The 5,438-nt window shown below is 72.0% G+C and carries 6 protein-coding genes; all 6 read right to left on the reverse strand.

The window, feature by feature from the left end; all coding sequences use genetic code 11:
- A partial coding sequence (locus GA0115259_RS29005) for a hypothetical protein (RefSeq protein ID WP_107469282.1) occupies positions 1–1,047 on the reverse strand: 1,047 nt, incomplete at its 3' end.
- A gap of 267 nt (positions 1,048–1,314) precedes the next feature.
- Entirely contained in the window at positions 1,315–2,019 is a 705-nt protein-coding gene (locus GA0115259_RS29010; RefSeq protein ID WP_093602511.1) for an antibiotic biosynthesis monooxygenase, read from the reverse strand.
- A gap of 185 nt (positions 2,020–2,204) precedes the next feature.
- On the reverse strand, positions 2,205–2,903 hold the full coding sequence (locus tag GA0115259_RS29015; protein ID WP_345941041.1) for an SMI1/KNR4 family protein: 699 nt from the start codon (positions 2,901–2,903) through the stop codon (positions 2,205–2,207).
- A 41-nt stretch (positions 2,904–2,944) separates the two neighbouring features.
- Positions 2,945–3,334, reverse strand: a complete 390-nt coding sequence (locus GA0115259_RS29020; RefSeq protein WP_093602513.1) for a hypothetical protein — start codon at positions 3,332–3,334, stop codon at positions 2,945–2,947.
- Positions 3,335–3,442: 108 nt separating this feature from the next.
- Complete coding sequence (locus GA0115259_RS29025) at positions 3,443–4,132, reverse strand: DUF4232 domain-containing protein (RefSeq protein ID WP_093602515.1); 690 nt, start codon at positions 4,130–4,132, stop codon at positions 3,443–3,445.
- Between the two features lie 78 nt (positions 4,133–4,210).
- Entirely contained in the window at positions 4,211–5,200 is a 990-nt protein-coding gene (gene dapD / locus GA0115259_RS29030; RefSeq protein WP_093602517.1) for a 2,3,4,5-tetrahydropyridine-2,6-dicarboxylate N-succinyltransferase, read from the reverse strand.
- Positions 5,201–5,438 lie beyond the last annotated feature (238 nt).

Consider the following 5,438-nt stretch of genomic DNA (forward strand, 5'->3'; position numbering starts at 1 on the left):
CGCGTCGGCCGGCGCGCGGCGGGCCAGCCACTGCTCGGTCTCGGCGCGGGCGGACAGCTCCGGGAAGTGCGCGACGCCGTCCAGCAGCGCGTGCGCGTCCTTGGCCGCGAGATCGCCGACCGCGGGCGCGTCGACTCCCGCCTCCAGCATCCGGGACCTGATCCCGTAGAGCCCGAGCGGCGTCAGCCGGACCATGCCGTAGCGGGCGACGTCCTCCTCGCCGACGGGCAGCGTGGCATCGGCCGCGCCTCCCGCGTCCTCCTCCATCAGGGCCTCGTCCACCGGTACGTACGAGACCAGCCCGACCGGCTCCAGCAGCCGGAACTGGTCGTCCAGCCGCATCATCGCCTCGGAGACCTGCTCCAGGACGTCGTCGGTGGGCTCGCCCATGTCGTCGGGCACGATCATCGACGCGGCGAGGACGGGCAGCGGTACGGGGCCCGACGCGCCGTCCCCGGCGCCGCCGCCGTCCGCGACGGTGAGCAGATAGAGATTGCCGAGCACGCCCTCCAGGAACTCCGCCTCCGACTCCGGGTCCCAGTCGAGCGATTCGAAGTCGATCTCGCCGTCCTCGCCGATCGCCGCGGCCAGATCGTCCAGGACCGGCGCGGTCGCGTCGGCGAACACGACGTCCAGGGCGTCCAGCCAGATCCCGAGGATGTCCTGCGGGGAGCCGGAGGTGAGGAGAGCGAGCTGCTCGCCCGCCGTGACGCGGCCGGTGGTGCCGTCGTCCGCGCCGTCCTCCGTGTCGCCGTCCTCGTCGTCCTCGACCGTCACCAGGCCTGTGTCGACCGCGACGCGCCACGCCTCGCTCGCGTACGCCTCGCCGTCCTCCCGCGACTCCTCGTCCACGAGACCGAGCACCTTCGCCGCCTCGGGGAGCTGCTCGTCGACCAGCTCGCCGCCCGCGCCCACGCGAGTCCCGGGCCCCGCCCAGCGGGCCAGCCGCACGGCTCGGGCGAGCAGTGGCGCGGCCAGCGCGTCCCGCGCCAGTTCCGCGTCCGAGGGCAGTCGTACCGGGGGCACGGTGGGGCGGTCTCCGGTCATCTGGCGGTTCTCCTCGCGGCGTACGGATTCACGGCGGCCCCCAGCGTAGACGCATTTGGACCCATCCCACCCGGTTCATGTACCCGACAGGTGGAGCGGGCCGAGGCACCCTTGACAACTGGCCCGCACAGCAAGGAGATTACGCGCGTAGAACGAGCCCTCGCACGGCTCTTCCCCAAGTGGCCGGAAACCTTCGTACGAGGGGGCGTCACACCCCGGGAACCGCGGCGGTCCGGCCGTACCCCACATACGGCCGGGCCGCCGCTCTCACCCTGCGGTGAGGCTCAGTACGGGTGTGTACCGCCGCACCGTACTGCCCGTGAGCCCGGCGTAATTCCGCACCCGCCGCCATGCCTCGGTGTCCGAGCCGACGCCGTCGCCCGGCGCGGCCAGCGCGTCGATATGCGCCTGCTCGCTCTCCCACTCCGCGTAGTTCAGGACATGTGTCCCGTCCACGCTGATGTGGAAGTGCGCCGAGATCCCGCCGGAGGCCGGGGCCGGCTCGCTGCCGAGGGCCTCGAAGACGGCATCGGTCCAGGCCTTCTGCCGCTCCCTGCCGGGCCGGTCGAACTCCACGTCCACGATCACGACACAGCCCGGAACCCGGCGCTCGCCCGCCGCGCGCTCGCTGCTGCGGTACAGCTCGTACGACCGCAGCCCGACACGCTCGATCCCGGGCACGGCCGCGTCGATCTCGGCGTTGCACTCGTCACGGCGGGTGCGGACGAACTCCTCGTACGCCTCCTGGTCGCGCCACTGCGAGTAGTGGAGCAGGGTGCCGCCGTCGTTGCCGGCGAGGACGGAGTACGAGAGCAGCCCGGCATCCGGCCACTCCCGGCTCCGCCGGCCGCGGTCGACGGCCTCGACCGCGGCCCGCAGACGCTCGGGCGTGCCGAGTCGCCAGCGGCCGACCATGACGACACCCACACCCGGGCGGGTGATCTCGGGCAGGGCGGCGGACCGCACGGACATGGTGCTACCTCCTCGGTGGCGCACCCCCGCGGTGCGCCCTCGCCACCATGCTCGAAGATGAAGTGCGGTTGAGGTCAACAGACCGTCCTCGTCGTCCCGCCCCGTCGCGGCCGACGTCCGGTCATGACTCCCGCCCGGTCACGGACCCGCCGTCCCGTCACGGACCCGTCCGGTCATGGCTCCCGTCAGACCACGACGTCGAACCATGGCCGCCGTGTGGTCGCCCAGTGCGCCACCCAGCCGGCGAACCCGTCCCCCGCGGTGGTGTGGCCGAACGCCGCCCCGAACGGCGCCGCGCCCACATCGCTGATGTTCCAGATCCGGCCCCGCTGCGGGCCCGTGACGACGAGATGCCAGTACATCCCGCAGCCGTCCGCGCCCAGCACCACGCTCCCGTGGTTGCAGACCTCGTCGATGAGCGGTTCGATCTCCTCGTACGGCCGCGGGTCGTCCTCCCACACCCACGCCTCGGTGAGCGGGAAAGGCTTCGACAGCACCCGCTGTGTCTGCGCGCATCCCCAGTCGGCGGGCAGTGCCGCCACGGGTATCAGCCCGTCGATATCGGCCGGGCCCTCGCTGCATCCGTCGCAGATCTCGGCGACCAGCGTGCGGTACGGCTCGGGCAGGACGATCCCCTGCTCGCGCTCGAAGGCGCGCACCGCGTCCCAGCCCAGCGGCGGCAGACACTGCTCCGCCGGGAAGGCCGCGCGCAGCGCGTCGAGTTCGCCCCGGTCGGCCGCGCCTGAATCGCCCGCCTCCCGGTCCGCCGAGCCTCGGTCGTCCGAGCCTCGGTCGCCCGCGCCTCGGTCGGCCAAATCCGCTTCGCCCAGGTCTGCTTCGCCCCGGTGGGCGTTTTTGTTCTCCATGTTCTCCATGCCCTCCATGTCCCCTATTGGACCAGCACCCACTGACAGTCCGGCCCCTGCTACCCCGAAGCTCCCTCCGGCACGCTGTTGTTCGGAGCACCGTCGCCCACCGGAGGCAGATCGCCTCGTTCGACCGGCGATGCCGGAGCCGTCTGTTCCGGCAGCAGCGCGTCGAGTTCGGTGTCCGTGGCAGGGTGCGCGGACTCCACCGCGCGCCGCAGCGTCTCGCGGTCCACCGTCGCCCGCTCGGCGCTGAGCCGTACGACAGGGCCGTCCACCTCGGTCACCCGGATCAGCTCGATCGCCGACTGCATATACCGGGCGCGCGCATCCAGTTCGGCACGGTCGGCCGAGGCGCCGGCGTGCGCCCTCTCGGTTCCGCAGGCAGCGGACGTGAGGGCGGGGGCCGGTAACAGCAGAAGCAGCGGACGGCGCAGAGTACGCATCATGGGAGCATCCTGCCGCATCCCGAACGGACGGCCGATCACTGTTCGATGCCGATATACGAACGCCGAACGGCCGACAGCGAAATACTGCCAACGGCAGACCCGGACCGCTCAGTTCGGACGCGGGGCCGGTCCGGTGGCCCATGCGGTGACGTCCAGTTCGTCCGACGTACCGACATCGACCGGCAGAGGCAGCGTGCTCCGCTCCTCGCCCGCCGCCGTGGCGATCACCACATAGGCGCCGCTGTCGTGGGCCGCCATGTCGGTGATCCGGTTGTTCCAGTGCAGCACCGACCGCACGGACTCCCCCGGCGCCAGCGTCAGCGGCTTCGGTCCCTGGTCCCTGGAGGCGTCCGTGTACGCGTTCCCATGGGTCAGCTTGAGCGCGAGCGGCTCACGGTCCTCGTCCAGGACGCCGATCTCGGGATAGCCGTTGACGCGGTAGGGCCTCTTCCCGCAGTTCATCAGCTCGATCTCGACGGCCCGATGGCCCATGGCGGCGTCCACCGGCCCATGCCCGAAGGAGACGCCCGAGGCGAGACAGGGCCCCGGTCCGGTGGCCTCCCAGGGCCGGGGACCCAAGTCCTCGGTGGGGCGCGGGTCGGCCGGTGCTCGGTACGACGGTGTCGCGGGCGCCGGGGACGACGAGGGTGCCGGGAACGAGGGCGGCGGAGACGACGGCCCGGGGTGCGCGCGTCGCTCCGCGTCGATCTCGTTCCGGATGTCGGAGCATCCGCCGACCACCGCCACCAGCGCCGGCGCGCCCACCGTCGCCACAGCGGAACGGCGTATCCGCGCCATACGATCCCCTCCCCGTACGGCCCGTCGGCCCCCCTCGTTCAGCGCTGCCGCCCGTGTCCTGCCGCCCGCGTTCTGGGCTCAGTTGTGGCTGTGGAGCACGTCGTTGAGACCGCCCCAGACCGCATTGTTCGGACGGGCCTCGACCGCGCCGGTGACCGAGTTGCGGCGGAAGAGGATATTGCTCGCGCCGGACAGCTCACGCGCCTTGACGATCTGGCCGTCGGGCATCGTGACGCGCGTACCGGCCGTGACATACAGCCCGGCCTCGACCACACACTCGTCGCCCAGCGCGATCCCGACTCCCGCCTCCGCGCCGATCAGACAGCGCTCGCCGATCACGATGCGCTCCTTGCCGCCACCGGAGAGCGTGCCCATGGTGGAGGCGCCGCCGCCGATGTCGGAGCCGTCGCCGATGACGACGCCCGCGGAGATCCGTCCCTCGATCATCGAGGTGCCGAGCGTGCCCGCGTTGAAGTTGACGAAGCCCTCGTGCATCACGGTCGTGCCCTCGGCGAGATGCGCGCCGAGCCGTACGCGGTCGGCGTCGGCGATCCGGACGCCCTTGGGCGCCACGTAGTCCGTCATCCGCGGGAACTTGTCGACCGAGGTCACCTGGAGGTGCAGTCCCTCGGCGCGCGCGTTGAGCCGTACCGTCTCCAGCGCGTCGACGGCGACCGGACCGAGCGAGGTCCAGACGACATTGGCGAGCAGCCCGAAGAGGCCGTCCAGGCTCTGGCCGTGCGGCTGGACCAGCCGGTGGCTGAGCAGATGCAGCCGCAGATACGCGTCATGGGCGTCCAGCGGCTTGTCGTCGAGCGAGGAGATGACCGTACGGACGGCGACGACCTCGACTCCACGGCGCGCGTCGGGCCCGACGGCCTTGGCCGCGCCCTCGCCGAGCAGTTCCACGGCGCGCTCGGCGGTCAGCCGCTCGGTGCCGGCCGGTCCGGGCTCCGAGGCGAGCTCGGGAGCGGGGAACCAGGTGTCCAGGACGGTGCCGTCCTCGGTGAGGGTGGCGAGACCGGCGGCGACGGCGCCGGTAGTACGGGAAGAAGACGTGTCGGTCATGCTCAGAACCTAACGTTTTCGACGGCACACGGGCTAACCGGTCTCAGGTGCCGGGCGGGTACCTCGGCCGCCGTGCCTCGGGGCCGTACGCCCAGGTCAGCTCAGCCGGTTGTCGTCGGTGCGGGCCGCCACGTGGTCGATGTCGTCCTCCGCGCGCGGCAGCGGGCGGTGTCCCTCGGAGTGATGGTTGACCCAGCCGCAGACACCGCAGCTGTAACGGCCGTCGAGCCCGGCGATC

Origin of the sequence: Streptomyces sp. MnatMP-M17 (genome assembly GCF_900091995.1) — a bacterium.
GTDB lineage: Bacteria > Actinomycetota > Actinomycetes > Streptomycetales > Streptomycetaceae > Streptomyces.